The sequence below is a fragment of the Bacillus sp. GZB genome (assembly GCF_001975995.1).
Classification (GTDB): Bacteria; Bacillota; Bacilli; order Bacillales; family Bacillaceae; genus Bacillus; species Bacillus velezensis.
On sequence record NZ_MTQG01000017.1, the window covers coordinates 928,602 to 955,447 of the forward strand.

Annotated in this window: 25 protein-coding genes, 1 tRNA gene and 1 pseudogene; 20 read left to right on the forward strand and 7 right to left on the reverse strand. The window is 44.0% G+C overall.

Annotated features, from left to right (window positions below):
- Positions 1 to 35: 35 nt before the first annotated feature.
- Positions 36 to 1,283, forward strand: a complete 1,248-nt coding sequence (locus BXO87_RS15775) for an RbtT/DalT/CsbX family MFS transporter (protein WP_038458373.1) — start codon at positions 36 to 38, stop codon at positions 1,281 to 1,283.
- Between the two features lie 30 nt (positions 1,284 to 1,313).
- Here BXO87_RS15775 and BXO87_RS15780 read toward each other — a convergent pair whose 3' ends face one another.
- Positions 1,314 to 2,075 (reverse strand): hypothetical protein, encoded by a 762-nt coding sequence (locus BXO87_RS15780; RefSeq protein ID WP_038458369.1) that lies wholly within the window; start codon positions 2,073 to 2,075, stop codon positions 1,314 to 1,316.
- A 65-nt stretch (positions 2,076 to 2,140) separates the two neighbouring features.
- Positions 2,141 to 2,446, reverse strand: coding sequence for a DUF948 domain-containing protein (locus tag BXO87_RS15785; RefSeq protein WP_038458366.1), 306 nt, complete (start codon positions 2,444 to 2,446; stop codon positions 2,141 to 2,143).
- Positions 2,447 to 2,575: 129 nt separating this feature from the next.
- Between BXO87_RS15785 and BXO87_RS15790 the strand changes: the two genes are divergently transcribed.
- From BXO87_RS15790 to proB, 4 genes are all read left to right on the forward strand, one after another.
- Positions 2,576 to 3,292, forward strand: a complete 717-nt coding sequence (locus BXO87_RS15790) for a 3-ketoacyl-ACP reductase (protein WP_007407344.1) — start codon at positions 2,576 to 2,578, stop codon at positions 3,290 to 3,292.
- Between the two features lie 285 nt (positions 3,293 to 3,577).
- Complete coding sequence (gene rtp, locus BXO87_RS15795) at positions 3,578 to 3,946, forward strand: replication termination protein (RefSeq protein ID WP_003153833.1); 369 nt, start codon at positions 3,578 to 3,580, stop codon at positions 3,944 to 3,946.
- Between the two features lie 185 nt (positions 3,947 to 4,131).
- A complete protein-coding gene (gene proC, locus BXO87_RS15800; RefSeq protein ID WP_069955906.1) occupies positions 4,132 to 4,980 on the forward strand; it encodes a pyrroline-5-carboxylate reductase in 849 nt (282 codons plus the stop codon).
- A 24-nt stretch (positions 4,981 to 5,004) separates the two neighbouring features.
- Positions 5,005 to 6,123: a glutamate 5-kinase gene (gene proB, locus BXO87_RS15805; protein ID WP_038458363.1), complete on the forward strand. Its 1,119-nt coding sequence runs from the start codon at positions 5,005 to 5,007 to the stop codon at positions 6,121 to 6,123.
- 60 nt (positions 6,124 to 6,183) lie between these two features.
- Here the strand turns inward: proB and gltC are convergent, their stop codons facing one another.
- Positions 6,184 to 7,086, reverse strand: coding sequence for a glutamate biosynthesis transcriptional regulator GltC (gene gltC, locus BXO87_RS15810; RefSeq protein ID WP_003153836.1), 903 nt, complete (start codon positions 7,084 to 7,086; stop codon positions 6,184 to 6,186).
- A 145-nt stretch (positions 7,087 to 7,231) separates the two neighbouring features.
- Between gltC and gltB the strand changes: the two genes are divergently transcribed.
- Entirely contained in the window at positions 7,232 to 11,791 is a 4,560-nt protein-coding gene (gltB, locus tag BXO87_RS15815) for a glutamate synthase large subunit (protein WP_038458360.1), read from the forward strand.
- A gap of 16 nt (positions 11,792 to 11,807) precedes the next feature.
- Positions 11,808 to 13,289, forward strand: a complete 1,482-nt coding sequence (gene gltD / locus BXO87_RS15820) for a glutamate synthase small subunit (RefSeq protein ID WP_038458357.1) — start codon at positions 11,808 to 11,810, stop codon at positions 13,287 to 13,289.
- 285 nt (positions 13,290 to 13,574) lie between these two features.
- On the opposite strand, the gene BXO87_RS15825 is transcribed toward gltD, so the two are convergent.
- On the reverse strand, positions 13,575 to 14,555 hold the full coding sequence (locus BXO87_RS15825; RefSeq protein ID WP_038458354.1) for a zinc-binding dehydrogenase: 981 nt from the start codon (positions 14,553 to 14,555) through the stop codon (positions 13,575 to 13,577).
- Positions 14,556 to 14,673: 118 nt separating this feature from the next.
- Between BXO87_RS15825 and BXO87_RS15830 the strand changes: the two genes are divergently transcribed.
- The 4 genes and pseudogenes from BXO87_RS15830 (at position 14,674) to BXO87_RS15845 (ending at position 17,490) form a co-directional block, all read left to right on the forward strand.
- Positions 14,674 to 15,540: a LysR family transcriptional regulator gene (locus BXO87_RS15830; protein WP_038458352.1), complete on the forward strand. Its 867-nt coding sequence runs from the start codon at positions 14,674 to 14,676 to the stop codon at positions 15,538 to 15,540.
- A 51-nt stretch (positions 15,541 to 15,591) separates the two neighbouring features.
- Positions 15,592 to 15,822: pseudogene (locus BXO87_RS15835) on the forward strand (His/Gly/Thr/Pro-type tRNA ligase C-terminal domain-containing protein); the annotation flags it as partial.
- 46 nt (positions 15,823 to 15,868) lie between these two features.
- Entirely contained in the window at positions 15,869 to 16,171 is a 303-nt protein-coding gene (locus tag BXO87_RS15840; protein WP_003153841.1) for an ArsR/SmtB family transcription factor, read from the forward strand.
- A 143-nt stretch (positions 16,172 to 16,314) separates the two neighbouring features.
- A complete protein-coding gene (locus BXO87_RS15845) occupies positions 16,315 to 17,490 on the forward strand; it encodes an MFS transporter (RefSeq protein WP_038458346.1) in 1,176 nt (391 codons plus the stop codon).
- Positions 17,491 to 17,536: 46 nt separating this feature from the next.
- Here the strand turns inward: BXO87_RS15845 and ggt are convergent, their stop codons facing one another.
- Positions 17,537 to 19,303 carry a gamma-glutamyltransferase gene (ggt, locus tag BXO87_RS15850; RefSeq protein ID WP_038458344.1) on the reverse strand — a complete coding sequence of 589 codons (1,767 nt, stop codon included), beginning with the start codon at positions 19,301 to 19,303 and terminating at the stop codon, positions 17,537 to 17,539.
- Between the two features lie 243 nt (positions 19,304 to 19,546).
- Between ggt and BXO87_RS15855 the strand changes: the two genes are divergently transcribed.
- The 3 genes from BXO87_RS15855 (at position 19,547) to BXO87_RS15865 (ending at position 20,752) form a co-directional block, all read left to right on the forward strand.
- Complete coding sequence (locus BXO87_RS15855) at positions 19,547 to 19,777, forward strand: excisionase family DNA-binding protein (protein WP_003153848.1); 231 nt, start codon at positions 19,547 to 19,549, stop codon at positions 19,775 to 19,777.
- A gap of 314 nt (positions 19,778 to 20,091) precedes the next feature.
- Positions 20,092 to 20,637 carry a site-specific integrase gene (locus BXO87_RS15860; protein ID WP_003153850.1) on the forward strand — a complete coding sequence of 182 codons (546 nt, stop codon included), beginning with the start codon at positions 20,092 to 20,094 and terminating at the stop codon, positions 20,635 to 20,637.
- Positions 20,638 to 20,679: 42 nt separating this feature from the next.
- Positions 20,680 to 20,752, forward strand: a tRNA-Arg gene (locus tag BXO87_RS15865).
- 158 nt (positions 20,753 to 20,910) lie between these two features.
- On the opposite strand, the gene BXO87_RS15870 is transcribed toward BXO87_RS15865, so the two are convergent.
- Positions 20,911 to 22,017: a site-specific integrase gene (locus BXO87_RS15870; protein ID WP_038458342.1), complete on the reverse strand. Its 1,107-nt coding sequence runs from the start codon at positions 22,015 to 22,017 to the stop codon at positions 20,911 to 20,913.
- A gap of 242 nt (positions 22,018 to 22,259) precedes the next feature.
- Here BXO87_RS15870 and BXO87_RS15875 point away from each other — a divergent pair, with 242 nt between their 5' ends.
- Together BXO87_RS15875 and BXO87_RS21170 are read left to right on the forward strand one after the other, a co-directional pair.
- A complete protein-coding gene (locus BXO87_RS15875) occupies positions 22,260 to 23,360 on the forward strand; it encodes an AimR family lysis-lysogeny pheromone receptor (protein ID WP_038458339.1) in 1,101 nt (366 codons plus the stop codon).
- Between the two features lie 18 nt (positions 23,361 to 23,378).
- The gene (locus tag BXO87_RS21170) at positions 23,379 to 23,507 is read left to right on the forward strand and encodes a hypothetical protein (RefSeq protein ID WP_257720513.1); all 129 of its coding nucleotides are present in this window, start codon (positions 23,379 to 23,381) and stop codon (positions 23,505 to 23,507) included.
- Positions 23,508 to 23,767: 260 nt separating this feature from the next.
- On the opposite strand, the gene BXO87_RS15880 is transcribed toward BXO87_RS21170, so the two are convergent.
- Entirely contained in the window at positions 23,768 to 24,181 is a 414-nt protein-coding gene (locus BXO87_RS15880) for a helix-turn-helix domain-containing protein (protein ID WP_038458336.1), read from the reverse strand.
- A 174-nt stretch (positions 24,182 to 24,355) separates the two neighbouring features.
- On the opposite strand from BXO87_RS15880, the gene BXO87_RS15885 reads away from it, so the two are divergent.
- The 4 genes from BXO87_RS15885 (at position 24,356) to BXO87_RS15905 (ending at position 26,838) form a co-directional block, all read left to right on the forward strand.
- Complete coding sequence (locus tag BXO87_RS15885; RefSeq protein WP_051590111.1) at positions 24,356 to 24,595, forward strand: helix-turn-helix domain-containing protein; 240 nt, start codon at positions 24,356 to 24,358, stop codon at positions 24,593 to 24,595.
- A gap of 1 nt (position 24,596) precedes the next feature.
- Positions 24,597 to 24,920, forward strand: a complete 324-nt coding sequence (locus BXO87_RS15890; protein ID WP_038458333.1) for a DUF771 domain-containing protein — start codon at positions 24,597 to 24,599, stop codon at positions 24,918 to 24,920.
- Positions 24,921 to 25,148: 228 nt separating this feature from the next.
- Complete coding sequence (locus BXO87_RS15900) at positions 25,149 to 26,021, forward strand: phage replisome organizer N-terminal domain-containing protein (protein ID WP_038458327.1); 873 nt, start codon at positions 25,149 to 25,151, stop codon at positions 26,019 to 26,021.
- A complete protein-coding gene (locus tag BXO87_RS15905; protein WP_038458325.1) occupies positions 26,005 to 26,838 on the forward strand; it encodes an ATP-binding protein in 834 nt (277 codons plus the stop codon). Before BXO87_RS15900 ends, BXO87_RS15905 begins: the two co-directional genes overlap by 17 nt.
- The last annotated feature ends 8 nt before the right edge of the window (positions 26,839 to 26,846 follow it).

Sequence of the window (26,846 nt, forward strand, 5' to 3'; positions counted from 1 at the left end):
ATGACAACATGAAAGATTGCTGAGGAGGAACAAAAATGCTTAATAAGATAGGGATTCCGAAACAGCTCGCCTGGGGATTTTTAGGGGTCGTGCTGTTTATGATGGGGGACGGCCTTGAACAAGGCTGGCTCAGCCCGTTTTTAGTTGAAAACGGCTTGACGGTACAGCAATCAGCATCCCTGTTTACGGTTTACGGTATTTCTCTCGCTGTGGCGTCTTGGTTTTCAGGGGTCTGCCTCGAAGCCTTCGGCGCAAAGCGGACGATGCTTATGGGGCTGTTGTTTTACGTTATCGGAACAGCCGCGTTTATCGCATACGGATTTGAAAATCTTAATTTGCCGGTGATGTATGTCACGTATTTTATTAAAGGGCTGGGTTATCCGCTGTTTGCCTATTCATTTTTGACATGGGTGATTTACCGGTCGCCGAAAAACAGGCTCAGTACGGCGGTCGGCTGGTTCTGGATTGCATATTGCTGCGGGATGTTTGTATTCGGTGCTTGGTATTCAAGCTGGGCCATCAAATCCTTCGGCTATTTGAATACACTGTGGAGTTCAATTTTCTGGGTCTGCCTCGGCGCGTTTTTTGCTTTGATTTTAAACAGGGACCGCTTTGAAAAGAAAAAGGCAGATAAGCGGGAAAAGGCGCAGGAATTAATGAAGGGAATCACCATCCTTGCTGAAAATCCGCGCGTGCTCTCTGGGGGGATCATTCGGATCATTAACAGCATCGGAACATACGGATTTCCGGTATTCCTCCCGATGCATATGGCGCAGCACGGCATTTCTACAAATGTATGGCTTCAAATTTGGGGAACGATCTTTCTCGGAAATATCGTTTTTAACTTAATCTTCGGCGCAGTCGGTGATGCCTTCGGCTGGAAAAAGACTGTCATGTGGTTCGGGGGAGTGGGCTGCGGCATTTTTACTCTTTTATTATATTATGCTCCTGTTGTATCACATGGAAACTTGCTTTTCGTCAGCATTGTCGGTTTTATATGGGGAGGGCTCCTCGCCGGGTTCGTTCCGATCGGGGCTATCGTGCCGACGGCGGCCGGCAGCGATAAAGGTGCTGCCATGTCTGTGTTAAATCTGGCTGCGGGCCTGTCGGCATTTGTCGGCCCAGCGCTTGCCTGGGCGTTCATCGGGCTTGTCGGCGCTCAAGGCGTTGTATGGATTTTCGCAGCGCTCTATTTCGTAAGTGCAATCTTGACAAATCAAATCAAAATACCTGAAGAGAAAACGGTAAAACACAATAAAGCATTGCCTGAATACGCTTCTTAACAGCAGCGCCCCGAAAATTCGGGGCGTTTTTTACAGCTGCTGAAGAAACCCGGCAAAGCGCTGAATTTGTTCACGTAACGATTGTTTGTTTTCGTGAAATTGTTTGAAACGATGTCCGTTTGCTCCGGACGGATGCGGGAAGCCTTCCAGAATGAACGCATGACCCATTCTGCCGTTCTTCTTCAGCATGCGGCAGGCTGATTCTGCTGCTTTGCCGAGAGGGATAAGCAGAATGTCCTTTTCCATCATTTCTATTTCATCCGGAAAATATTTCAGCGCGTAACGGCTGAGAAGAGCTGACCTGCTGATTGCCGGCCGATGTCCCGTATAGTTTTTCTGTTTATAAAAAACAGGGTGTTTGATAACGGACGTTGTATGAAGAAGCTCCCGTTTTGAATCAAATAACCGGGATGAATCCTCAACGTGAAGCGCGGCCGGCAGACCGCATTCATTAAGCATTTCGATGATGTTCTGTCTCATTGAACCGGAAAGTCCGGCCGATTTTTTTGTTTCATACGCTATCGTTTCAAGCGTTTCGCCATCTTTTAAAAGCTGTGCCGCTTTTTTGTAAGCCAGCTGCATTTGAAAAAAACCGGGTGTGATTCCGGAAATGGCAACGACTGCATGAGGGTTAATATATTCATTATGAGGCGAATAATACAAATCCAGATCTCCGTCCTTGGCTAAATGGAAAGCCGGAGTCAGTAAATCCGATTTTGTAAACCCTCCCGAATATGATAGTGCTTTAAGCTGCTGCAAAAAATGCGCAAGCCGCTCACGATCGCAAATCATGTTATGCCTCCTTGAATCCGCCAGTTTCTCTTAGTGTCATCAAAAACGTCAGATGACATGCAGGCTCATACATCACTTTTACCGGCGTTCCAGAGCATCTTCAGGACGTGAGGCGTTCCTTTAACTTCGGCCGCAGTCGTTTGCACGGCTGTTTTTTTAGTGAGAAAATCTTCCTGCAGTTCTTTTTGCTTTTGCGATAACAGAACGGTTTCTGTTTTGATTTCATCAACGGACGTCTGCATGGACGCTGCTGTGGTGTTAATCTTCTTTATATCAGGCGCTGTATTTCTTTTAAAACGCACGGCGGATACGCCTGCATAAATGAATGCGGCAGCCGCAACGGCAGCACTGATATACAAAATGATGATCATCTGCTTTTCACCCCTTTTTTTCAGTTGATACCCTTTACGGATCGTGTTGAATCATTTTATTTGCTAATTGTTTTTTTTCTGCTTATAATGTGAAATCGTACATAAGGACATTCAGAAAGGGTGAAAGACGTGGAAAGCTTACAAAACAAAACGGCTCTTATCACGGGTGCGGGCAGAGGAATCGGCCGCGCCGCCGCTATCGCTTTAGCCAAAGAAGGAGTCAATATCGGTTTAATCGGCCGCACAGAAGCAAATGTCGAAAAGGTTGCGGAAGAAGTGAAAGCCCTTGGTGTAAAGGCATCATTCGCTGCTGCCGATGTAAAAAACCAAAAAGAGGTTGAACAAGCCGTCTCCTCTATTAAAGAAGAACTCGGTGAGATTGACATCTTGATTAACAATGCCGGAATCAGCAAATTCGGCGGATTTTTGGATCTTACGCCTGAAGAGTGGGAAGACATCATACAAGTTAATGTAATGGGTGTATACCACGTGACACGCGCCGTTCTTCCTGAAATGATTGAGAGAAAATCAGGAGATATCATTAATATTTCTTCTACGGCGGGCCAAAGAGGCGCCGCGGCGACAAGTGCGTACAGCGCTTCTAAATTTGCCGTTCTCGGTCTGACTGAATCTCTCATGCAGGAAGTCAGAAAACACAATATCCGTGTCAGCGCAATGACTCCGAGCACGGTTGCCAGCGACATGTCTATTGAATTAAATCTGACAGACGGCAATCCGGAAAAAGTCATGCAGCCTGAGGATCTTGCAGAATATATGGTTGCTCAATTGAAATTACATCCGCGCATTTTCATCAAAACTGCCGGTTTGTGGTCAACGAATCCTTAAACAAAAGGGGACCTGTCTTCACGACGGGTCTTTTTTGTTTCCGCAAACCCGAATAAATAGGCATAAAAATCCGTTTTTGCAGAAAAAAGAGTGAAAAAGAAACTGCTATCAGCTATAATTAAACTAAATAAACTATGTACCAAATGTTCATTAAGATTATTTTTCCCCGCCTCCAAAAAACAAATCTATACAAACCAAACTGTCCGAACGATAAAAGGGAAAACGGGATATAAAGAGAATATTTAGTACATGGAATAATTTGTTAGAAGGAAGGGTGCGCACATATTGAAAGAAGAAAAAAGAAGTTCAACCGGTTTTTTAGTGAAACAAAGAGCTTTTTTAAAGCTTTACATGATTACAATGACAGAGCAGGAACGGCTTTACGGACTGAAGCTTCTCGAGGTGCTGCGTTCGGAATTTAAACCCATCGGTTTTAAGCCGAACCATACCGAGGTGTACCGTTCACTTCACGAACTTTTGGATGACGGGATTTTAAAACAAGTAAAAGTGAAAAAAGAGGGAGCCAAACTCCAGGAAGTCGTTCTCTATCAATTTAAAGACTATGAAGCTGCGAAGCTTTACAAAAAACAGCTGAAGACAGAGCTTGACCGTTGCAAAAAGCTGATTGAAAAAGCCATTTCAGATAATTTTTAAATCAGGCCGGAACGCACCCGGCCTCCCGGGCTCAAAAGGTTTGTAAGGTATGTTCTGTGATTCATTATACATAATAGCAGGCTCGGAACAATACATATCAATAAAACCTTCAAACTTGACATCGACTCTTGAAGTGGTAACATAAAAAACGTGTGAAAAATACGAACAAAATACGAACAAGGGAGATGTTACCGATCTTAGATCAAAAGAAAGTTGCTTTTATCGGAGCAGGATCAATGGCTGAAGGAATGATATCAGGCATGGTCCGCGCAAAAAAAATTCCCAACCAAAACATCTGCGTGACAAACCGCCGCAATACAGAGCGACTCGCTGAATTGGAACATCAGTACGGAATTCAGGGCATTGCTTTTGACAGCATGAAAACCGAAGATATTGATGTCTTTATTTTAGCCATGAAGCCGAAGGATGCCGAAATCGCTCTGGCTACGCTGAAACGGCGTATTCAACCTCATCAAATTATTCTGTCTGTTCTGGCAGGCATAACAACCTCATTTATACAACAATCATTACATGATCGTCAGCCTGTTGTAAGAGTGATGCCGAACACATCCAGCATGATCGGCGAATCGGCAACAGCTGCGGCTTTCGGAGACCATGTCTCTTACGGTTCAGCAAAAACCGCGGTATCCCTTTTGGAATGCCTCGGGGACGTGTACGTGATCAAAGAAGATCAGATGGACATTTTCACCGGCATCGCAGGCAGCGGACCGGCGTACTTTTATTATTTAATGGAGTTTATTGAAAAAGCAGGTGAAGAAGCCGGCTTAGACAAACGGCTGTCCCGCAAAATCGGCGCGCAAACGTTATTGGGCGCAGCTAAAATGCTGATGGAAACGGGTGAAAAACCGGATGTGCTTCGGGAAAACATCACCTCTCCAAACGGCACGACGGAAGCCGGCCTCGATGCGCTCAGGTCAGAAGGCGGCGGAGAAGCCATTGCCAAAGCCATTAAACACGCGACCGAACGTTCTATTGAGATCAGCAAAACAATTGAAAAAACGGCAGCACTATAATCGTTAAAAAACAGGAGTGATACAGTGACGTCTCGGACGAAGATCAAAAGAGTCGCGGTGAAAATCGGCAGCAGCTCACTGACGAGCCTGCACGGGGAAATCAGCAGAAGAAAGCTGGAAGCATTGGTGGATCAAATCGCACAGCTGAAAGACAGCGGCTATGAAGTGATTTTAGTATCTTCCGGCGCAGTGGCGGCAGGTTATCGGAAGCTTGGATTTATTCAGAAACCGGAAAGCCTCCCTGAAAAACAGGCTTCCGCTTCCATCGGGCAGGGATTATTAATGGAGGCTTATTCAAAGCTGTTTTTAGCGCACGGTTATGTCGCATCACAAATTTTAATTACAAGAAGCGACTTTTCCGATGAATACCGCTACCATAATGTGCGCAATACGATGAACGTCCTTTTGGAACGGGGCATTATTCCGATTATTAATGAAAATGACACGGTCACAGTCAATCGGCTGAAATTCGGAGATAACGATACACTCGCAGCGAAGGTGGCAGGTTTAATTGATGCCGACATGCTTGTGATTTTATCAGACATTGACGGTTTATATGATGATAATCCGCGCAGCAACCCGAAAGCGAAAAGAATCAGACATGTAAGTGACATCACTCCGGAAATAGAAGCAAGCGCGGGAGATGCCGGGAGTGAAATGGGAACCGGCGGAATGCGTTCGAAACTGGATGCTTTTAAAATTGTGATGGCCTCCGGTATTAAAGGCTTTCTCGGGCAGGCTAACATTCCGGACATTCTGCTTCAAGCGGTAGATGAGGCTGCTGAAGGAACTTATTTTGAAGCGGAAGGAACCCTGCCGTTAAACCACAAAGAACAATGGCTTGCATTTAATTCCGGCCCCGAAGGCGAAATTGTGATGGAAAAAGAAAGCAGCCGCGATATCGCGAACGGAAATATGGAGCTGTCACCGCAGGACATCGAGCAGATTAAGGGCAGATTCAGCAGCGGAGCGGTTGTCAGGCTGCTTGATCAGCAGGGAGAAGAGCTCGGACTCGGCATCGTCAACTATTCCTCAGCCCAGCTGAAGACTTTTAAAGAAACGCCGCCCAAACAGACCGATCAATCAGTCATTGATCCGGAAGCGTTTGTCTGCCACGTTGAACTATCCATTCCGATCGGCTGAGAAAGATCTATAAAAATATGAAAAAGCCCGAGGCTTCGTTTTGAAGCTCGGGTTTGTTTTTTATTGATATTGTTCAAGTTTAGAGAAAAATTGAATGACAAAATGATAGAAATCATTTGCAGACGGAGCCAGTTCCCTTCCTTTTGGTTTAATAATGCCTACGGTACGCTTCACTTGAGGAAATTCAATCGGAATTTTGACCGTGAACCGGGGTGTGGTTTCTGCAAAGGTGCTTTCAGGTAATAAAGTAACTCCCATCCCCGCGGAGACTAATCCTTTAATGGCATCTAAATCCTCGCCTTCCGTCGATACAAGCGGCGCAAAGCCGGCCTGTCTGCAAGCGTCAATCGCCATGTTACGGAGAATAAACCCTTCAGGAAATAAAACAAATTGGTCGCCGCGCAGATCAATTAAGTGAATATTTTTCTGTTTGGCAAGCGGATGGTGCAGCGGAACAAGCGCGTAAATCTTTTCCGTGAATAAGATATTGCCTGTTATGTCGGGGAATTCCGTCGGAACGGGGCCGAGCAGCGCCGCATCTATATCCCTGTTTCTTACCGCTTCGATTAAAAACTTATAAGACCCCTGGCGGAGCAAAAACTCAACGTTCGGGTATTCCTCTTTAAATGCCGAAATCACCGTCGGCAAAAGCTGGCTTGCAAGGCTCGTCGGAAATCCTATTTTGACGGTTCCGCGATTCGGATCAAGATATTCATCAATTTGTTCCTTCGCGTAATCAATTGCTTTCATCGCCGTTTTAACATGTTCTAAAAATTGTTTGCCGATCGGCGTTAATTTAATATTTCTGCCTTCCCGTTCAAATAAAGTGACTTTCAGCTCTTCTTCAAGATTTGCAATCTGCCTGCTGATAGCGGATTGTGCGACATGCAGATGATCAGCCGCTTCTGACACATGTTCCCGTTCTGCTACCTCCATAAAATACCGAAGCTGGCGTAATTCCATTGCGTTCACACCTATCTATCTCATTTTGAGATGTATTTGATCTAAATTATATATTGTTTATATTGTTTTGAAAACTTACAATTAATTTAAAGTTGTCAGATTTTATGACCGATAATTAACGGAAACTGATCGGGGGAGAGGAATTATGACTTACAATCAAATGCCGAAAGCACAAGGTCTCTACCGTCCGGAATTTGAGCACGATGCATGCGGAATCGGCTTGTATGCCCATTTAAAAGGGAAACCTTCACATGACATTGTCAAAAAAGGACTGAAGATGCTTTGCCAGCTGGATCACAGAGGAGGACAGGGCAGTGATCCGAATACGGGTGACGGCGCCGGCCTGATGGTTCAGATCCCTGATGCTTTTTTTAAGAAAGAGTGCGGAGAAATGAGACTGCCGGAAAAAGGCCGTTACGGGGTAGGAATGGTCTTTTTCTCGCAAAATGAAGAGGAAAGAAAAAAGATCGAAAAACAGGTGAATGCATTCATTGAGCAGGAAGGACAGATCGTTCTCGGCTGGAGAACCGTCCCTGTAAATGTCGGAAAAATCGGAACAGTGGCACAAAGTACTTGCCCATATGTGCGTCAAGTATTTATCGGAGCCGCAAACGATTTGAAAGACAGCCTTGCTTTTGAACGCAAACTGTATGTCATCCGGAAGCAGGCGGAAAATTGGGGCGTTCAAGAACAGCTTGATTTTTACTTCGCAAGCTTGTCAAGCCAGACTATTGTTTATAAAGGGTTGTTAACGCCTGAGCAGGTTGACGCTTTTTATTTGGATTTGCAGGATGAAACCTTCGTATCTGTATTTTCACTCGTGCATTCAAGATTCAGCACAAATACCTTTCCTACTTGGGAACGTGCCCATCCGAACCGCTATCTGATTCATAACGGAGAAATCAATACGCTCCGGGGCAACATCAATTGGATGAGAGCGAGGGAGCAGCAGTTCGTTTCAGAAAGCTTCGGAGACGATCTTCACAAAGTGCTGCCGATTTTAAATGCCGAGGGCAGTGACTCATCCATTCTTGATAATGCGTTTGAATTTTTCGTGATGGCAGGGCGGAAACCGGCACATACGGCAATGATGCTGATTCCGGAACCATGGACGGAAAACACTCACATGTCTAAAGCGAAACGGGCTTTTTATGAATATCACAGCTCTTTAATGGAGCCGTGGGACGGGCCGACCGCCATTTCGTTTACGGACGGAAAACAAATCGGCGCCATCCTTGACCGTAACGGCCTGCGTCCGGCACGTTACTATGTGACAAAAGATGACCATATTATTTTCTCATCCGAGGTTGGCGTTATTGAAGTTGAGCAGGAGAACATTCTTCATAAAAAACGTCTGGAGCCCGGAAAAATGCTGCTCATTGACTTAGAGGAAGGCCGGATTATTTCAGATGAAGAAGTGAAAACAGAAATTGCCAATGAATTCCCTTATCAAAAATGGCTTGAAGAAGAATTGGTTCAAGTGAATCCTGACCCGGAAATCCGGGAAGAGGAACAATTCGATGATCTTCTCGTCCGTCAAAAAGCGTTTGGCTATACGTATGAAGATATCCAGAAGTATTTAATTCCTGTTATTAAAGAAGGCAAGGACCCGCTCGGCTCTATGGGAAATGATTCGCCGCTCGCCGTTTTATCCGATCGCGCCCAATCACTGTTTCATTACTTTAAACAGCTGTTTGCTCAAGTCACAAACCCACCGATTGACGCGATCCGCGAGCAGCTTGTGACCTCCACGGTGACATGGCTCGGAGCCGAAGGCGATCTGCTGCATCCAAGTGAAAGAAATGCCCGCCGCATTAAACTGTATACTCCTGTATTATCAAACGAACAGTTTTATGCGCTGAAAACACTCGTGCACCCTGACATTAAGAGCCAGAACATCCGCGCGCTGTTTTCCGATGACCTAGAAAAAGGCCTGAAGGATTTGTTTCAGCAGGCGGAAAAAGCGATCAAGGAAGGCGTATCTCTGTTGATTTTATCTGACAGGGCAATGAGTAAGGAATTGACACCGATTCCGCCGCTCTTGGCCGTCAGTGCGCTGCATCAGCATTTGATCCGCCAAGGCCTGCGAACAAAAGCAAGCATTATCGTTGAATCCGGGGAAGCGCGTGAAGTTCATCACTTTGCGGCTCTCATTGGGTATGGTGCCGATGCTGTCAATCCGTATTTGACTTACGCTACGTATAAGCAGGAAATCGATGAAGGCCGGCTTGATATTCCGTATGAAGAAGCTGTCAGCAAATACGGAAAGAGCGTAACAGAAGGCGTCGTGAAAGTGATGTCAAAAATGGGGATTTCAACTGTGCAAAGTTACAGGGGCGCCCAAATTTTTGAAGCGGTCGGCATCGGTGAAGACGTTATCGCCAAATACTTTACCGGTACTGCATCTCAGCTTGGCGGAATCGATATCGAAACGATTGCGCAAGAAGCGAAACAGCGCCATCAAGCGGCGTACAAGGATGATTACAGCCAAACTCTTGAGCCGGGTAGTGAATTCCAATGGCGAAACGGGGGAGAGCACCACGCTTTCAATCCGAAAACCATCCATACCCTGCAATGGGCGTGCCGTAAGAATGATTACAGCCAGTTTAAGCAGTATTCTCATGCAGCGGATGAAGAACGAATCGGATTTTTACGCAATCTGTTCGCCTTCAAAGAAGACCGCAAGCCTTTAAAATTAGAGGAAGTTGAATCAGCTGCGTCCATCGTGAAACGTTTTAAAACAGGAGCGATGTCATTCGGTTCATTAAGCAAGGAAGCCCATGAGGCTTTAGCGATAGCGATGAACAGGCTTGGCGGAAAAAGCAACAGCGGAGAAGGCGGCGAGGACCCGAAACGTTTCGTTCCGGATGAAAATGGCGACGACAGAAGAAGTGCGATTAAACAGATTGCTTCCGGCCGTTTCGGCGTAAAGAGCCATTATCTCGTCAATGCGGATGAATTGCAGATCAAAATGGCGCAAGGGGCGAAGCCGGGAGAAGGCGGTCAGCTTCCGGGCAACAAAGTATATCCTTGGGTCGCGGATGTCCGCGGTTCTACACCAGGTGTAGGGCTGATCTCACCGCCTCCTCACCATGATATTTATTCAATTGAAGACTTGGCGCAGCTGATTCATGATTTGAAAAATGCAAATCGAAGCGCGCGAATCAGCGTCAAGCTCGTGTCAAAAGCCGGTGTCGGCACGATTGCGGCCGGTGTGGCAAAAGGCACTGCGGATGTCATCGTCATCAGCGGCTACGATGGCGGAACGGGCGCGTCGCCGAAAACAAGTATTAAACATACGGGTCTTCCGTGGGAGCTTGGTCTTGCAGAAGCTCACCAAACGCTGATGCTGAACGGTTTACGGGATCGCGTGGTATTGGAAACGGACGGTAAGCTGATGACAGGCCGAGATGTCGTAATGGCCGCCTTGCTCGGTGCGGAGGAATTCGGCTTTGCTACAGCGCCGCTTGTCGTTCTCGGCTGCGTTATGATGCGCGCCTGCCACTTAGATACATGTCCTGTAGGTGTCGCGACGCAAAACCCGGAGCTTCGCAAAAAATTCATGGGCGATCCTGACCATATCGTAAATTACATGCTGTTTGTCGCAGAAGAAGTGCGTGAATATATGGCAGAGTTAGGCTTTAAGACGCTTGATGAAATGATCGGACGGACAGACGTTCTTCATGTCAGTGAACGTGCGAAAGCGCATTGGAAAGCGGGCCAGCTTGATTTATCCACACTGCTGTACCAGCCTGAAGGCGTACGCACTTTCCGTACGGCGCAAAACCATAAAATCGACGAGTCGCTTGATATGACGGTTATTCTTCCGGCGGTGCAGGCTGCAATTGAAGCCGGTCAGGAAGCGGAAGCTGAAATCAAGATTAATAATACAAATCGCGTAGCCGGAACCGTGACGGGAAGTGAAATTTCTAAACGCTACGGAGCGGAAGGCCTGCCGGATGATACGATCAGACTTCATTTTACCGGATCAGCCGGACAGAGTTTCGGGGCATTTGTTCCTAAGGGGATGACGCTTCATTTGAACGGGGATTCAAATGACTACGTAGGCAAAGGGCTTTCAGGCGGAAAAATCATCGTGAAAGCGCCTGATGACTTCAATTGTGAAACTCACGATAACGTTATTATCGGGAACGTCGCATTTTACGGAGCAACAAGCGGGGAAGCGTACATTAACGGGCGCGCCGGTGAACGTTTTGCAGTCCGTAACAGCGGAGTCAATGTCGTTGTAGAAGGTATCGGAGACCACGGCTGTGAATACATGACAGGCGGACGGGTTGTCGTCCTCGGCGAAGTTGGCAAAAACTTCGGGGCGGGAATGTCAGGCGGTATCGCATACGTCCTGAGTGATGATGCCAAAGCATTTAAACGCAAATGCAATATGGAAATGATTTCATTTGAAAAGCTGACGGATGAGGCGGAGATCAAAGAAGTACAAGAAATGGTCAAACGGCATGCAGCGCTGACAAACAGCAAAAAAGCCGCAGATCTCCTGGACAATTGGGAAAAAGCCGCAGAAACCTTTATCAAAGTCATTCCGAAAAACTATAAACAAATGCTCCTCAGCATCGAAGAACAAAAAGCGGCGGGTTTATCAGAAGAAGACGCAATTATGTATGCTTTTGAAGCCAATACAAAGGTCCTCCAAACGCCTGCCAAAGATCATAAACAAGCGGTAGTACAGTAAGAAAGGGGAGAGGAACATGGGGAAACCAACTGGATTCATGGAAGAAAAACGAGAAAAACCGGCTGAGCGGGACCCTTTCACTCGCTTAAAGGATTGGAAAGAGTATTCGGCTCCATTTTCAGATGAAGCGTCAAAGCGGCAGGGGGCGCGGTGTATGGATTGCGGCACACCGTTTTGCCAAATCGGCGCTGATATCAACGGTTTTACGTCCGGCTGCCCGATTTATAATCTGATACCGGAGTGGAATGACCTCGTCTATCGGGGGCGCTGGAAAGAAGCCTTGGAGCGTCTTCTGAAAACGAATAACTTTCCTGAATTCACAGGGCGGGTCTGTCCCGCTCCTTGTGAAGGATCTTGTACGCTGGCTATTTCAGATCCGGCTGTTTCAATTAAAAACATCGAGCGGACGATCATTGACAAAGGTTTTGAGAACGGATGGATTCAGCCGAGAATTCCCGCGAAACGCACAGGTAAAAAAGTCGCTGTCGTCGGTTCAGGCCCGGCAGGTCTGGCAAGCGCTGATCAGCTGAATCAAGCCGGTCATTCCGTAACAGTCTATGAGCGTGCAGACAGAGCCGGCGGCCTGCTGATGTACGGCATTCCGAGCATGAAGCTTGAGAAAAATGTCGTCGAACGCCGTATTAAGCTTTTGACGCAGGAAGGTATAGATTTTGTAACAAATACCGAAATCGGCGTTGACATAACGGCAGATGAGCTGAAAGATCAATTTGATGCCGTCATTTTGTGCACAGGCGCCCAAAAGCAGCGCAATCTGCTGATTGAAGGCCGGGAAGCAAAAGGCGTCCATTATGCGATGGACTATTTAACACTGGCGACGAAAAGCTATTTAGATTCCAACTTCAAAGACAAACAATTTATAGACGCTAAAGGGAAAGACGTCATCGTGATCGGCGGAGGAGACACAGGAGCTGACTGCGTGGCAACCGCGCTGCGCCAAAAAGCGCGCAGCGTGCACCAGTTCGGGAAACATCCTAAACTTCCTCAGACGCGCACGAACGACAATATGTGGCCTGAACAGCCGCACGTCTTTACCCTTGAATACGCTTATGAAGAAGCGCAGGCAAAGTTCGGCAAAGACCCGAGAGAATATTCAATTCAGACGACAAAAATGGTGGCCGATAAGCAGGGCCGCTTACAAGAGATTCACACCATTCAAATGGAAAAAGTCAGAAACGAATTCGGAAAGTATGAATTTCATGAACTGCCCGGGACAGAAAAAGTATGGCCTGCTCAGCTGGTGTTCATCGCCATCGGTTTTGAAGGGACAGAACAGCCATTATTGAAACAGTTCGGTGTCAATTCGGCAAATCATAAAATTCAGGCGGCATATGGGGATTATAAAACGAATGTTGACGGTGTTTTCGCCGCAGGGGATGCGAGAAGGGGCCAAAGCCTGATTGTATGGGCGATTAATGAAGGCCGGGAAGCAGCGCGCGAAGTCGACAGTTATTTAATGGGGAGCACTGTTTTACCGTAAATAAAGGGGTTTATTTATAAAACCGGCTGGGATCAGCCGGTTTTTCGTATTGAAATGAAACCTCATTCTTCCTTTATTGGTCATATAAGAGTAACGTGGAAGATAACATATGGATTTTTGTTTTACAGAGTGGAGAGATTGTTTTCTTCCGCAGACTGAGACGATTTGCAAGCCTTGAGCAGTCGATTTGCGGGCAGATTTTAATTGATGAAGAAAAACATATTGAATTTCAAGCGGAAGCGCTAATAAACAAATAAGGGAACGGAGGGGTCCGCTCCTCCTTTTTTAGACATCTATACGAAAGCCGATATTGCCGAACTGCCGTCCTTCCCGCATTCTGTTAAAAGCGGCAGCTGCTTCACTGAGAGGGTACATGCGGTCGATAATGGGACGGATGCCGCAGCGGTTTATCAATTCCAGCATATCCGCGAATTCCTCATTGCTTCCCATTGATGTACCGAGAATATGAATCTGCGGAAAAAACAGCGAGCGAATAGGAAATCCGAGCTGATCGCCTGAACTGGCGCCGAATGTTACGATCCGGCCATTCGGTTTAATAATGTCAAGATAGTGTTGAAACAAGGCGGGGCCTACACCGTCAAGTATGATATCTGCTTTTTCGCCATTCAGCGCCTCATTCCAGTCACCGTAGCTGTCAATCGCCCGGTCTGCACCGTATGACAGTGCGATTTGTTTTTTGTTTTCACTGCGGGAGGTGACGCTGACTGTCGCTCCGATAGCTTTTGCCATTAATAAGGCGTAAGTTGCCACGCCGCTTCCGATACCCGGAAGGATAAGGTGTTCGCCTTTTTTTAATTGTCCTTTGGTAAATAAGGCGCGATAAGCGGTTAATGCTGATAACGGCAGCACGCCCGCTTCCTCCCAAGTCAGGTGTTCGGGTTTTAAAACGGCGTTTTCCGCAGGAACGATGACATAAGGTGAAAATGTTCCGTCGTTCGGACCGCCTAAAATATCAGGGACGGCTGGTACGTCCTCAACGGTCTTCCAATTCAGCACCGGGTTGATGATGACTTCTGCATGCAGTAAATGAGACCGGACGCCGTGTCCTATTTCGGTTACGATTCCCGCGCCGTCTGAACCGAGAGTAAATTCATGGTTTCCGGTTTCGTGGTTTTTCATTAAAAACAAATCACGATGGTTTAATCCGGCTGTTTTCAGCTTTATTTTTACTTCGCCGTTTCCCGGCCTTTTGTCAGGTGCCTGCCTGAAATCAAAGCCATTTTCGTGTATGATAAGGGCATTCATCATTCTTCTCTCCTTTATGATTGATGAGAAAGATTTTACAGGCTGTATCAGCTGCAGTAAATAAATGAAAATTGATAGCCGGCTATCAATAAAAATCATAGCAAGAAGGTGCCCTTACATGGAAAGCGGAGACTTAAAGATTTTTCAGGCTGTCGCCCGCAAAGGAAGTATTTCAAAGGCGGCAGAAAGCCTGCATTATGTTCAATCAAATGTGACAAACCGGATTCAGCAGCTGGAACGGCAATTGCAAACACAGCTTTTTTACCGCACAAATCGGGGGATGACGCTGACGCCCGCAGGTGAAAACTTATTGAAAGACGTTGACAGAATCCTTCAATTGCTGCATGAGGCGCAAAAAACGGCGCAAGAGGCAGGCGATCCGAACGGCCCGCTTCGAATCGGTTCTCTTGAAACGGCGGCAGCCGTCCATCTCCCTCAATTTTTCACGGAGTATTGCAGCCGCTACCCGAAAGTACAGCTGTCTCTGTCAACCGGTGATACACATACCTTAGTGCAGCACGTCTTACACTATGAGCTGGACGGCGCTTTTGTTTATGGACCGGTCGAATACGAAGATCTTGAGCAAGTCGCTGTATTTCAAGAAGAATTGGTCTTGGTCTCAAATAAGCGGAAAGGCAGTTTGCAAGACTTGTTGCGAGATCCGATTCTGTATTTTGCCGCGGGCTGTTCGCACCGCCGCAAAATAAAAAACATACTGAAAGAAGAGGCAGTACCCGCACATAAAATCATTGAATTCGGTACGTTGGAAGCCATTATTGGGGCGGTGCAGGCGGGGATGGGGGTTTCCTTTCTGCCTGCATCAGCCGTCCGTTATTTTCAAAATAGGAAAAATCTTTTTCTTCATGAGCTTCCTGAACAGTTTCGGGATATGAATATATCATTCATCTACCGGAGTGATTTATTTTTGACATCGGCGTTTGAAGAACTGCTGAATGGATTAAAAGCATTACTGAACGGAAGATGAGAAAACAGGACAGCTGTGTACGCCAATTTTTTTCGTTCTGGTTTTTCTTAAAAGAAAGCGGGTATCCGGGCTGAGCTCGATCAGCGCGATGAAAAACTTGGCTATAAAATCAGAGAAGCACAAATGAAAAAAATACCGTATATTGCGGTTGTGGGGGATCAAGAGTGCCGCCATCAATCTGTACATGTACGGCAATACGGGCGGGAAGACACATTTGAAGAGAATGTGAGTGATTTTATTTCCCGGATCATAAGAGAGGCAAAACAAAAAATAGAGATTTAATAAAAACAACATTGACATATCGTAAAATCACGATATAATAAAGCGTATGAAACCTATTGATGTTTTTAAAGCGTTGTCTAATGAGTCACGGCTTGAGATTTTACAATGGCTGAAAGAGCCGGACCGTCACTTCGCACCGCATGATGGCATTGATATGAATGAGATCGGAGTGTGTGTCAGCCAGATCACCGATAAGCTTCAGATGACACAGTCAACGGCTTCTCAATATCTTTCCATCCTTCAGCGGGCGGGCCTTATCCAAACAAAACGGATTGGCAAATACACCTATTATAAAAGAGATGAAGACGCGATAAAGGCGATGGCCGATTATTTTCAGCGCGAAATGTAGGGCTGAATCCTTTAGAAGAGGGATTCAGTTTCTTTTTCCGACTACACATCGACATATTGCGATTTGTTTCTTTTTGTTCAACTCTTTATATCGATATATCACAATATATCTTTATATAAATCATCAATGAAGGAGTGTGTCAGGTGCAAAATACCTGGAAGATTTACATTTTGGCAATTATCAGTTTTTTAGTGGGGACGTCTGAATATGTGATATCAGGGATGCTTGATAAAATTGCAGGTTCCTTGGGAGTTACTGTGGCAGCGGCAGGGCAGCTGATTACGATTTTTTCGCTTGTTTATGCAATCGGAACGCCTGTCATGATGGCCCTTACAGCAAAACTGGACAGAAGGAAGCTCATGATCTATGCTCTGGGGCTGTTTGTTATCGGGAATATCATTTCTTTCCTTGTGCAGGGATTCGGCTTATTTGCGGGAGCACGGGTGATTATGGCGCTTGGAGCAGGAACCGTGGTGGTCACCGCGCTTACGATCGCAGCAAAAATCGCTCCCCCGGGAAAACAGGCAAGTTCTCTCGCAACCGTCATTATGGGGTTTACGGCGGCGCTCATTATCGGTGTTCCGATCGGAAGAACTGTGTCTGAAGCTTTCGGCTGGAAAGTGGTTTTCGCCGGAATTGCGGCAATCGGGATCATTGCCATGCTTATTATACGTTTCGCGTTGCCTGAGATAAGAGGAGATAAACCGGTGCCGCTCATTCAGCAATTTTCTCTTTTGAAGAAACGAAAGGTGGCTGTCGGGCTGGCCATTACGTTTTTTTGGCTCGGAGGCTATTCGGTTGCGTATACGTACCTTTCTCCGTATTTACTGAACGTCACTCATATCGGCAGCGGAATACTGAGTACATTGCTGCTTATTTTCGGTGTTGCAAGTCTTGCCGGTTCTAAAGCAGGCGGTTTCAGCGCAGACAAATGGGGGGCGCGTATGACATTAACCGGCGGAATGGCGCTTCATGCTATCATGCTCATGTTATTGCCGTTTGTGACACATTCTGCTTTTGGAGCGGCGGCAGTGCTTATTTTTTGGTCCTTCGCCGCCTGGTCATCAGGACCTGCTCAGCAGTATCATTTGGCAACGATGGAGCCTGAATCATCGGGTGTATTACTTGGCCTCAACCAGTCTGTGATGCAGCTGGCTATGGCAGCCGGGGCGGGCATCGGGGGCATTGTTGTCACTCATCTGTCTCTTGCGTCAGTGACATGGATCGGATCAGCGGGTGTTGTCATCGCAATGTGCGGCGTGCTTTCGCTTGCGTCATTAACGTCTGAAAAAACCTCAACTGAATACAGTGCAGAATAAACAAAAGCCTCATTTCTCAGCTTGAGAAACGAGGCTTTTTGTCTAGTTATTTTTTCAAGTTTACGCCGATTGCGGCTCCGTTTCGGCTTGAGTCGGCAACTCCGGTGAAGGTGCCGTTTTCACGGTCGATCAGGATGCTTTGCACATTACCGATATCAACCGGGCTGCTGCCGAATTTATGCCCCATTTCGTTCAGTTTTGTGCGGGCATCTTCCGGCACTCCTTTTTCATATCGATAGGATGTCATGCTGTTTGTGTAAATTCTCGGCTCTTCGACCGCCGCTTTCAGATCCATGCCGTACTCAACTTTGTTCAGGATCGTTTGCAGGACGGAAGAAATAATCGTTGCTCCGCCGGGGGAGCCGACAGTCAGGACGGGTTCGTTATTTTTGAATAAAATAGTCGGAGTCATGCTGCTGAGCGGACGTTTATTCGGCTGCACTTCATTTGCGCCGCCAGGCACCGCATCGAAGTCTGTTAACTCATTATTCAACACAACGCCGTATCCGGGAACCATAATGCCGGAACCGAACAGCTGTTCAATTGTTGTCGTATAAGATACGACATTGCCGAAGCGATCAGTTACCGTGAAGTGAGTCGTTTGGCCTTCTTGTTTGTCAGTCGGCTGCTCCACTTGTTTATAGTTTGCAGAACCTTCCTGATAGGCCCAAGGATCGCCGGCTTTCGGTTTTTTATTGACTTTATCAATATCTATCAGCTGTCTGCGGGCATTGATATAATCTGGATTCAAGAGACCTTTGAGAGGGACGTTGACGAATTCTGGGTCCCCGGCAAATGCGGCGCGGTCAGCATAAGCCAAATGCATCGTTTCTGCGAGAAGCTGATATTTTTGCCAAGAACGGATATCATATTGAGAAAGCTTAAAATCATCCAAGAGGTTCAGCATTTGCAACAGGAAAACACCGCCCGAGCTTGGAGGAGGAGCAGTTGCGATATGATAGCCCTGGTAATCTCCCCAGATCGGTTCGTCAATCGTCACATTGAAGTTTTTAATGTCTTTTTCTGTCATTGAGCCGCCGAATTCCTGCACTGTTTCCGCTAGCTTTTTGGAGAATGCACCGTCATAGAATGCTTTTGTGCCTTTGTACTTAATAGCTGTAAATGTTTTGGCTAAGTCTTTTTGGATGAGTGTGTCTCCTTCTTTCAGAGGTTCTCCGTCCGGAAGAAATACGTCTTTTGCAGCAGTGTGTGATAATTTGTCTTTATAATCTGAGATGGCATCAGCTAAAACCGAATCGATCGGAAAGCCTTTTGAGGCAAGTTTAATGGAAGGGGTGATGAGTTGTTTCATGGAGCGTGTGCCCCATTTGTCGAGCGCTTTTTCTAGTCCTTTTAATGTTCCCGGAACACCGACTGCAGTCCCTTTCGTAACGCGTTCGGAGAAAGGAATGGCTTTGCCGTTTTCGTCAAGGAACATATCCGGTGTTGCGCCTGCCGGTGCGCGTTCCCGGCTGTCGATAATGGTGGTGTCTTTCGTCTTCGCATCATAAACCATCATAAATCCGCCGCCGCCGATTCCCGACATCATAGGTTCAGTTACGTTTAATGCGAATTGAATGGCAACCGCGGCGTCAACTGCATTGCCGCCTTTTTTCAGCACGTCGGCACCGATTTGTGAAGCGAGAGGATGGGCGGTGGCAACCATGCCGTCTTTGCCGACATCTACCTGTTTGTAGTCGTCATAGGAAAACGGGTGTTTCTTAGCCTGAGCGTGATAAGGGATGCTTCCGGCCGCGAGCAAAGTACTGAGCAGAACGATAAAACAGAGATTCATAAACTTTTTCTTTTTCATAGTCTGCCTCCTTTGTTTTCCGCTTACAATTATAGAGTAAGTAAAATGTGCTGTTTTCACAAGTGACAAACGGAATAGTCCGGTGTGCAAAAAGTTGGGGTTTCTGTGTGAATGTAATCAGTCGCAAATAGGCTAAATGGGAAACCGGACTGAAAAAGCTGTGAAACAAGCATAAAGACAAAAAATAAGCTACAATAAACAAAACAGAATTCACTCACATGACATATGAAAGGAACGTGAGCCATGTATTTAACGATCAAAGAGACAGCTGAGTTTACCAGTCTTCCTGAAGAATATGTGCACAATCTTGTTTTGACGAATAAAATAAGGGCCGTCCATGACGGGCAGCAATATTTAATCAACAAGGAACAATTTCAAACCCATCTCGAACAGCTGGAAAAATATAAGGAAATGATTCAAGAGTTTTTAAATGAGCCGCTTCCTGAAGACATTGATGTAAAAGATGAAGACTAGGACACAATTTCATATTGTGTCTTTTTTTTGCATTTTTTCGGTTGCTCACAAAAAAACGGATGCTCAGATTTCATTTTAAGGCTGTTGTTTTCATTTTTTAATACCTTAAGTATCGATTTGTTTAAAAGCTCGTCATCGGGCTGAAAATGATGTTTTTGAGTAATTTGTTGAAACTGTGTATCTGATTCACCTTATGTAACACTATGTATATTATGTTACATAAGAGCCTTTACCCTTTATCATTCAACGGGTTTCGGCTATAATAGTAACATAACTCTCAATATGTTACTTTACTAATTATAAGGGGTTTTTTGATGCATATCGTACAGCCGATCCGAAGTTTGGAGAAGATCCAGGAAGTCAAACAGTATTTAATGAAGAAAAGTGATCGTGATTATTTTTTATTTATTTTCGGCATGAACAGCGCACTGCGGATTTCTGATGTTCTGCCGCTTCGCGTGAGGGATGTAAGGAACAAAGACCATGTGTGGGCAACCGAAAGCAAAACGAGAAAGAAAAGAAAAATTCTGATACTGGAGTCTTTAAAGGCCGACATATACGCTTACACAAAAGACATGAAAGAAGATGACTATTTGTTTAAATCGAAACGGACGAATAAGCCCATATCCCGGATTCAGGCATACAGAATATTAAAGGAAGCGGCTGCCGCTTGCGGGTTGGAGGAAATCGGGACGCATACGCTTAGAAAGACGTTCGGTTATCATTTTTATCAGAGGACAAAAGACATTGCTGAACTGCAGAGGATTTTGAATCATTCTTCTCCGTCTATTACAATGCGTTATATTGGAATAGATGAAGATACGACGAGAGCCGCCTATAAAGTGTTCGGAGGGCTGTAGACTTGAAAAAAACGGCCGCCAGCGTTACTATAATAGAAGCAGGCTCTAGTAGCACAGCGGATAGTGCAGCAGTTTCCTAAACTGCAGGTCGGGAGTTCGAATCTCTCCTAGAGCGTTTTCGGCATAAGATAGGTGCAGATTAATAATGGCGGTAAAACAGAAAAACCCTTGTTACACAAGGGTTTTTTTCGTTTTTGCAAGCTTTTTATTTTTGTGAGAACCCGCTGAAAAACGATGTGATTTTATTTTTTTTTGCACATTTTTTGCACATTTCTATACAGATGTTTTCACGTCAGGCATTTTTTCAAATAAATCAAGGGTGTTTTGGGTGTCTTCTTCACGTAGTTCTTTAATTACATGTGAATAATAATTATGCGTGGTATCTATCTTAGCATGTCCTAAACGCTCTGAGACATAATAAATTGAAATCCTCTTGTAGAGTAACACGCTGGCATGTGTATGTCTCAACCCATGTATCGAAATTGGTTCTATTTTCAAGTCCGTCAATGTCTTTTTCAATATTTTGTTGACAAATTCGTTAGTGATGACTTTCCTAGAACTGCGAGGACTATAAAATACAAGATTATGTATGTTATCAGGCATTTCGGATAACAACTTTTTGAATAAATCCATTGTATTAGAATCCATTTTAATGGTCCTATTTGAAGACGCATTTTTTGTCGTAGCAAAACCCGTTCCTTTTTTATAATCCCAGGTTTTGTTGATTGTAATCTCATTTAATTCAAAGTTGAAATCCTCGAGTGTTAATCCCAACATTTCAGAAAATCGCATTCCTGAAGTGAGGGCCAGTATTAATAAATAATATCCGATAGACTGATCCTTGCGCACATATAATTCTTTTAAAAGCTTTTGACTTTCAACATAATTCAAGTGTTTTTCTTCCGGGCGTTTTGATTCCACGCTTCCAATCAATTTTGCTTTCCGGGTAAAATCAAATTGAATAATCCCTTCTTCAATTGCCTCTTGCACACAAGCTCTAATGTGCGTATTTATTTTTCTAACAGTTTCTTTTGCGTGTTCAGATCCAAACTTATTTAAAAACTCTTGATATTCTCGTTTAGTGATGTCATTGATATATCTTCCTGCAAAATTATCTGAAATTTCTCTAAGTGTAATATAGTAACCTTCACGAGTGATGGCACCAATATCAGCTCTATAAACATTTACCCAACTTTTAAAGTATTCATCAAAGAGGACTTTTTTTGTGCCCGGCGTTTTATATTTCCTCAATTTATCTTCAACCTCTGCGGCAGCCACTTGAGCTTCCTTCTTAGTTTTAAATCCGCCTTTCCTGATGGGCTTGGGTTTAGCGCTAACGCAATACTGCCACGTTTTACCGCGTTTTAGGAAACTAGCCATTTCATTCACTCCTATAGGGGGAACTTTAATTCTCCAATAATAGGATAGCACTATCTTAATTTATTTAAAAGATTGTTTCAAATAAGGCTTTTCGCTTAGTTAACCATTGTAAAATAAGGTATAATAAGTATTGAGAGGAATAAATTATAACGTAAAAAATCAAAAAATTCTAAATCTTATCGCCATCGTTCGACAAAATTTTCTTTGTGATTATGTTAAATTTGAGGTGAAAAGGTGATCATATGGAATCAGTAGCAACTAGAGATATAAGGATTCATATAAAAGAATTGATAAAGTCACCCAATGAAAAGCAGAATATGATTGCTGCAAAAATTGGGATAAGTGAAGGTTATTTAAGTAAGTTTCTCAGTGGGAAAGAGATAAACTTTTGGATGGTTCGAGAGATCATAAGGTATCTTGACCCGGATAATGAAACTGAACTGATAAAGCAATATTGTTTAAACGGAGTTAAGAAGAAGAATTATCCTGCAGCATTAGAATATTGTTATGCCAAGAGACTCTTTTCAGTTATAGAAAACTTAATTGATAGGCAAATTAAAAAAGAGGGTAAGATCAGTTCGTGGTCTGGAATCTATAAATTCATGTTGGAATACAGATTGTCACTTGGAAGCTCGGAATATATTGAGAAACTTAACGACCTCAAATCAGATTGTCATGATACAAAAACACTACTTCTTGTCTTAGAAATGTATGCTAATTACCAAAGCAGAAAGTATGAATTAACAATTGATAAAATTGGAACGATTCAAAAGAATATCAATATGATATCTGATCCGTTTCTAAAAATGGCATTCTCTGCTCGTTTAGAAGAGGTTTCTGTGAATCTGTATTTGAAGCAGGATAATGCTGTTTTTAAGGCTAGGGAAGTTGCTCACTCTCTTCGTGAGAAAAACCTTAGTGTTAATTTAAATTTGACAGCATTGTACATATTAGCGTTGTCCTACATGAACGAATCTTATTTTCTATCTTATGAATACTATAAGAAGTGTATTCAACTGCTCAGCACTTTTCCAGACAGAAAAAAAGAATTAGTTCAGAATAAAGAAGAAATAGCCATCCTGCAAGCATTTTGGGATAAGGAGATTCCGGAAGATTATCAGGTGACTACTTTTGCTAAGTCACTAGCGAAAAAGGATTCATTGAGTTCTTTTTATCAGCATGATTTTTATAAAAGCTACGCGCTGCTTTTTGACGGAATTAGAGAAGAGTCATCAGAAAAGTTGCTGTTATCGCTTTACTTTTTTTCACAGCAAAAAGATCAATTTCGTTCTAATCTTCCAAAAATATACTTGATAAAGTTAGGATTTAATTTTAATATTTAGTAACAGGAGGTGTTTTAGATGAAAAAGATGTCAATAGTCTTGATCTTGGCGTTCGGTATACTGACTGCAGGGGCCATAAATGGTTCATTTGACCATTCAAATGCAGAAGGTGAATTCCAAACAGCCGAGATTATAGTAGGCGCATAATTTCATCAACACCCTGAAAAGTAGATACAGACTTAAAAAAAGACGATGCCTTTGTTGGCAACGTCTTTCGTGCTTTTTGGGGAAGTTTCCTGTTTTCAAAAAAAACGAAAACAGGAAATTGTTTAAAAACTATTTTTTTTAATTCTTTTTTAAAATATAATATACAGGAACAAATGTTCTTTCGGAGGTAACAAGAAAATGACAATTGTATTTGAAGAACTTTTAACTATTATCAAACCGAATAACAAAAACCAGCAAAATCAATCTTCGGCTAAGTCATCCAAGAATTTAGCCTTAGATTCACGGTAAGACTTTAGGGCGTTAAGCATAAATTCTCTTTCATCTTCTGTTATTATATTGCCTTCATTATCAATAATGTTTGCTTTCTTTATTACATCAAGAGTTAAATTCCTTGCAAATACTAATTCTTTTTCTTCATCGCTCATTTTATTTAATTCATCTTCGTCTGTTGCGAAGTATGAAACATCGACATTAAAATATTTTGCAATTGCGTTTAATTTCTCATAAGAAGGCTTTTTTATTTTATCTCCTGCTTCAAGTTTCGAGAGATACCCCTGCGTTACACCTGTTGCATCGGCGAGTTGACGGAGAGTAAGCTTTTTTTGCTTTCTTAATTTTGCTATATTCCGTCCAATAATCTTATTTTTTTCCATCAGAAAGCAATCACCTTTCCACTCAACAGATTTTGTTTTTTACTGTAGTAATATTATAACATGCATTGTTTCCGATAGGATAAAAATTCATAAATTAGGGGTTTACAAAGCTATAGGCAAGGTGATATATTGAGTTTGTAATATTCCTGTAGGAATAATAAAGGAGGGGAAACATTGGACAGCAATATGCTATTTGGTGAAAAAATCAAAAAAATTCGCAAAGAAAAAAACATGTCATTCAATGAATTTGCTAACTTTACAGGGTTTACTACCTCCTATATCTATAAGTTAGAGAATGGAAAAATAAATCCAACTTTCAAAAGCATTAACCAATTCTGTAAAAAACTAAATGTACCTGCAGGATATTTTTTTAATCAAAAAGTTTCTTGTAGGAATATTGAGGAGGGCAAATAATTTGGAACAACTTCTTGATGTTAGCCTGTCAATTCCGATCCCTGCTGACAAAATTCTCATCAGTAGGGTGGAGCTTCAGGAACTAAGAGAGCAATCACTGTCCGGCGTCTATTGGAACATGAAAGACCTTGAGAAAAAGACAGCGCGCAAAAGCGAGTGGATTAAAGAAAACATTTTATACCCAAGTCGGTTCCGCAAATTTTTAGATTCAGCAAACGGGGGTTTTGTATTTTATCCGCAAGCTAAAGGGCAAAACTGGAGCTTTCAAGCTTCTAAAATGGCTGCCTTTTTAGATAAACACTTTGCTGAGATTTTCAACAAATAACCGAAAGGAGAATACATGTGATTTTAGAAAGCCGCATCTGGCTACATAATCAAATTCACGTAGTTATAAGTGAGTCTGTTAATACTCATGAAAGGGCTATTGCCGAACTAAAAGCTCAAGGCGGCGCCTGCATGTCTGATCAATGTCAGCAAAACACCCTCGGCTCTGTAATTGTAAACGGCAAACGGTCTGTATGGCCTTTGACGAAGGCGGAAGGAGTTGATCCTATTGTCTGAGGTTAAATGGATCAAGTTAAGTACCAAGATGTTCGAGGATGAAAAAATCAAGCTCATTGAGCAAATGCCAGAGTCAGACACGATCCTAATTATTTGGGTTAAACTCCTTGCTCAAGCCGGTAAGACCAATGCATCAGGTTACATTTACCTAAATCAGAATATCCCGTATACAGATGAAATGCTGGCAACTATTTTCAACAGGCCTTTGCCAATTGTTAGAATGGCCCTCAACACCTTTCAACAATTCGGAATGATTGAAGTTGACGAAAATAAATTTATTTCCATCGCAAATTGGGAGAAACATCAGAACGTCGAAGGTATGGATAGGGTAAGGAAATTAGCTGCGGAAAGAAACAGACAATACAGGGAACGAAAGAAGCAATTGCAGCTTTCTGCACCAGAAAAAGAGAATGACGTTAGCGTGACGTCACGTGACGGTGCAGATATAGATAAAGAATTAGATAAAGAAAAAGAATTAAAAGATATATTGTCGGGTAAACCCGACGACGCATCTTCTTCCAAAAACGAAAAGGACGAGATTCCTTACAAACTGATCATTGATTTACTGAACAAAGTAGCGGGCAAACGATACCGACCTACTACACCAAAAACAAAAAAAGACATCAAGGCACGCTGGAACGAAGGTTTTCGCTTTGAAGATTTTAAACATGTCATTCTAGTAAAAACTGAGGAATGGCTCAATGATCCTGCTATGAATAGATTTTTGCGCCCTGAAACATTGTTCGGTACAAAATTTGAATCTTACCTAAATCAAAAAGGAGGATCAGCGAATGAAGGATTTTACAAAGGAACAAGCGGCCGCAGTCCAGGGCGAAATATCTCGGAGGATGACATTCCATACTGATGAGCACGGCAATCCTGTTTACTGCGATAAACACACCCGGATTATCGGTGGAGAAGAAAAGCCGTATCCAGTTCAGCTCATTAAACTTCGGGATGGCTCTGCAAAGTGTCCCATGTGCGAACGGGAACAGCGCAATAAGGAGATTGAGCATGAAACCGAGGAATGGCGCCGCCGGATGGATCAAAAGGTTTTATCTATGTATTCACTAATCGCTGATCCCACACTCAAAGAAGCGACGTTCTCGACATTCCAAAGTTATAACCATGAAGACGAGCGGAACAAGCGCCGGATGATGGAGCTTGTTAAGCAAGTGAAGGCGGGAGCCGTCATGAATGTCTTCTTAACGGGTGAATCTAACGCAGGAAAAAGCCATCTCGCTATGTCAGCCATTAAAGAGCTGAACAAGAGGGACGCAGAAGGATACGCTAAATCAGCGTTGTTTGTAAACAGTGACGCCCTTATGAGGCGAATAAAGAACTCATTCAAGGACAGCTCTGAAAGGCTTACCGAAGCTTTTGCGATCGAACTGCTGACAAGGGTTGATTATCTTGTCATTGACGATCTCGGGGCCGAGGTGGGCGACACAGACAACGAAAACAGGGCGGCAAATGATTTTATTCATCGCGTATGGTACGGCGTCTCTACAGGGCGGCAAGGCAAATTCACGATCGTTACAACTAATCTATCCGGCGTGGCTCTGACTAAACTTTATGACAAGAAAGTCGTAAGCCGGCTCACGGCACACTTGGAAACAGTCAAATTCGAAGAGAAGCAGAAGGAAAGAAAAGGCCGTACTGCGCCCGCCCTGTCCTTTTAAGGAGGTGA